This is a genomic window from Citricoccus parietis (genome assembly GCF_042433045.1).
Classification (GTDB): domain Bacteria; phylum Actinomycetota; class Actinomycetes; order Actinomycetales; family Micrococcaceae; genus Citricoccus; species Citricoccus parietis.
The window spans coordinates 1-3,032 of sequence record NZ_JBHLWH010000016.1; the positions used below are offsets into that span (position 1 = coordinate 1).

The 3,032-nt window shown below is 65.7% G+C and carries 4 protein-coding genes and 1 pseudogene; all 5 read left to right on the forward strand.

The window, feature by feature from the left end; all coding sequences use genetic code 11:
- Positions 1-428: 428 nt before the first annotated feature.
- Positions 429-779 (forward strand): DUF6504 family protein, encoded by a 351-nt coding sequence (locus ACFFIO_RS06255; protein WP_159554318.1) that lies wholly within the window; start codon positions 429-431, stop codon positions 777-779.
- 76 nt (positions 780-855) lie between these two features.
- Positions 856-1,182, forward strand: a complete 327-nt coding sequence (locus ACFFIO_RS06260) for a hypothetical protein (protein ID WP_159554320.1) — start codon at positions 856-858, stop codon at positions 1,180-1,182.
- A 98-nt stretch (positions 1,183-1,280) separates the two neighbouring features.
- Positions 1,281-1,943, forward strand: coding sequence for a helicase associated domain-containing protein (locus tag ACFFIO_RS06265; protein WP_378040737.1), 663 nt, complete (start codon positions 1,281-1,283; stop codon positions 1,941-1,943).
- 384 nt (positions 1,944-2,327) lie between these two features.
- Positions 2,328-2,492: pseudogene (locus tag ACFFIO_RS06270) on the forward strand (DUF8462 domain-containing protein); the annotation flags it as partial.
- A 72-nt stretch (positions 2,493-2,564) separates the two neighbouring features.
- On the forward strand, positions 2,565-2,867 hold the full coding sequence (locus ACFFIO_RS06275; protein ID WP_159554324.1) for a histone-like nucleoid-structuring protein Lsr2: 303 nt from the start codon (positions 2,565-2,567) through the stop codon (positions 2,865-2,867).
- Positions 2,868-3,032 lie beyond the last annotated feature (165 nt).

Sequence of the window (3,032 nt, forward strand, 5' to 3'; positions counted from 1 at the left end):
CTTCAGGAGCCGGCCCCGTAGCGCTAGCGGAGGGGCTTGTGCCGGTGGAGCCGGGGCGCATAATCCGAAGAACAGCAGCAAAAAACGAAGAAGAAGCCGGCCCGCCAGGGCCGGTACCTGGTCGACGCCGTTCCGGCGGGACAGGACAACAGCCGGCCGCAGGCCGCCCGCGTGTGCGGTTCCGAGCCAGCGAGGAACACCACCGGGTCCAGGGCTTCGATGCCCCCATCAACTGCGGCGATTCCCAGCTCGCCTCCTAGCTCGTCCGGCCCTTCCCCTAACCTCTGACCCGAGCACCAGCCGCTACAGTGGCTGGTCTTGCTCGTTGCTTCCTGTCTTCCCCTCGCAGGCTGGCCCCCGTCCCAGGGGCCGGTCACGCTCACCCCAAAATGGGGTCGGCATATTGCCTCGAGGAAGGGGAATTCAGGGTGGGAACCTTGACTCAATCGGTGGGCGTGACGTGCACCACGGCCGGGGTGCCGCTGCGCCTGGACTGGGAGCATCGCCGCTATATCGTCGCCGCGGAACCGGCCCGCTGGTTCGAACGCCGCCGGTGGTGGACCGAAGAGTACCGGGCCGAGCGCGGCCGCGGCCCCGGCCTGGTGGACCACGAAGTCTGGCGGCTCCAAGTACGCCTGGAACGAGCCCATAACGCGCCCCTGCTCACCCTCGACATCAGCCACCACGTCGATTCGGGCCGCTGGCGATTAATCCGCGTCCACGACGACCAGGGGCTCGAACAGTCCATGGTCGGCCGCCGCCCACTGGCCAGCACCTGATGTGTTCGACAATCACTGAACGCAGTGCTGGCCCCTGGCCTGCACGGCGCCCCGCGCCCGAGGCAAGGCGGTGTGCATGTCGTGGGTGAAGCGCCCCGGCGGTGGCGCGTACCGTGCGAACGCAGAGTTGTTCCGGACCTCGGATCCGACGGTCTTCGGCGGGCCGAAGACCTGGCAGCCCGAGGACACCTCCGGGCCACCATCAGGCCTGGAGCCCTATGTGCGGGTGAGCTTCCCGGTCCAAGACGCCAAGGCGGTGCGCTGGACCCAGACCCACGTCCTGGTCCAGTGGCCAGATGACGCCCATCATCCGGTGCAGGCCTGGGTGCCGGCCTCCTGGGTCCACCGCATCCCCCGGGAAGAGTCCTCCTGGACGGACCCCTACGACCGACACGACCGGTAGCTCTCAGGGTTATCCACAACCGCGAAGCATGAGACCTCAAGCCCGGTTAGGCTCGGCGTGTGGAGCGGAAGGGGCGGGCACATCCTGAATGGGTGATGATGTCCGACAGGGGCGTCTCAGCCGCGGTCATTGCCCGCTTGAACGACGTGAACCCGGAGTATGTGCGGGAGTACGTGCGCCGGCGTGGTGAAGCACTTCGGGGCGGGCCCGCCCCGACGCGCCTGGCCCTCCATGACCGGCCGCGCCCCAGGCCCTCGAACTGGCCGGATCCGGACCGGCGCTGGCGAGCCCGCCTCGAGGAACTGGACCGATTCCTCCAAGAACACCAGCGCCGCCCGCACGCCCGCCGGTCGGATGACTCCCGGCAGACTGGTTCCGAGTGGTCCCTGGCCCATTGGCTGATCACCCAACGCTCCCACCATCGCGCAGAACGGTTGCCCTTGCACCGAGAGCGTGGATTAGATCGGGTGTTGCCGTCGTGGAGGTTGGATGACCGGTCGATCGAGAACGAATCCAACTGGCGACTACGCCTGGTCGAGCTGCTGCGCTTCCTCCACGACCACGGTAGGTTCCCCCAGCACACTGACATGCCTGGCGACCAGGAGAAGAGTCTGGCGGTGTGGGTCTATGCCCAGCAGAGCGCCTACCGCGCCGGAACCCTGGAGCCAGAGCGGCTGCAGTGGTTGGACCGGCAGGTTCCGCGGTGGCGTCCGGTACGCGAACAGGAAGAGAGGCAGGGGTCCTCAAACTCCACTCCATAACCCTCCCTGAGGACGCCGAGCGCGGCCGGGACATACTCATGACAGAGTTGTGGACATACAGAGCCCGTGACTCACAGAGTCTTCGACCGTTCACCAGCAGACATCCACGCAAGGCGAAAGAACACTCTCGTTCACCCCGTGCACTGATGTTCACAAAGTACACACAAGTACACCGGGGGAGTGGTCGTGGCTCAGTTGAATCCGTTTCGCCCCACTGCAGGGGCGGAACCGCCGCAGCCCTGGACGCCGCCGTTGGCCACCAATGCTGACAGACTGCCAGGCCGACAGACTCACAGAGTTCGACAGTCCAGGCCGACCCCTGGAAGTGAGTTCTAAAGGGATAAAAACTCTGGCGGACATCGCCGCCCGCATGGCAAGACCAGCCGGTACGCCGGGGTCTACCGCGACCGGCTGCTCAAGGCGGGCATGATCCAGGCCGCCGGCTACGGGCTGGTCGACTTCGACGCACCCTACCTCTGCGAATACCTGCGTGAGCACGCCGCCCACCTCACGGCCGACTCCCACACGCGCGGAACATCCTCTGACTAGGCCAGGTCCGGATAAACTGCCGGCTGTGGCCTCACAGTGTGGGCCGGTGCGAGCACATGACCTAAGGAAGCCATGGCCCAGAAGGCACAAGTAGTTTTGATTGACGACCTCGACGGATCTCCGGCAAAGGAAACCGTTTCGTTCGGCCTGGATGGACGCCACTACGAGATCGACCTGTCCACCGCCAATGCCAAGCAGCTGCGCGGCGAACTGACCGCCTACGTTCGCCAGGGCCGAGCCACCGCGCCTCAAGCGCCGCCTCGCCCGGCGGCGGCCATCCGCCAGTGGGCCCAGCAGAACGGTTACGACGTCTCGGCCCGAGGACGCATCCATCAGGACATCCTCGAGGCTTACAACAACGCCGAACAGACGTAGTCAGAGAGTCCACTTACTAGACATATAATCCAGTAAGTGCTGGCCTGACGTATTCGTGACCGGCGTATTCTCTCGATTCCAGAGCGGGAGCGGGCTATGCGGGGAGCCCAAGGTCAGAGATCGGTGCTGCGGTGGTTGATGTAGTCGGTGAAGGTGGCGCCCGCG

Coding starts and splice junctions, on each gene's coding strand:
- ACFFIO_RS06265 (WP_378040737.1), top strand. CDS start 1,281: ATGTCCGACAGGGGCGTCTCAGCCGCGGTCATTGCCCGCTTGAACGAC.
- ACFFIO_RS06260 (WP_159554320.1), top strand. CDS start 856: ATGTCGTGGGTGAAGCGCCCCGGCGGTGGCGCGTACCGTGCGAACGCA.
- ACFFIO_RS06275 (WP_159554324.1), top strand. CDS start 2,565: ATGGCCCAGAAGGCACAAGTAGTTTTGATTGACGACCTCGACGGATCT.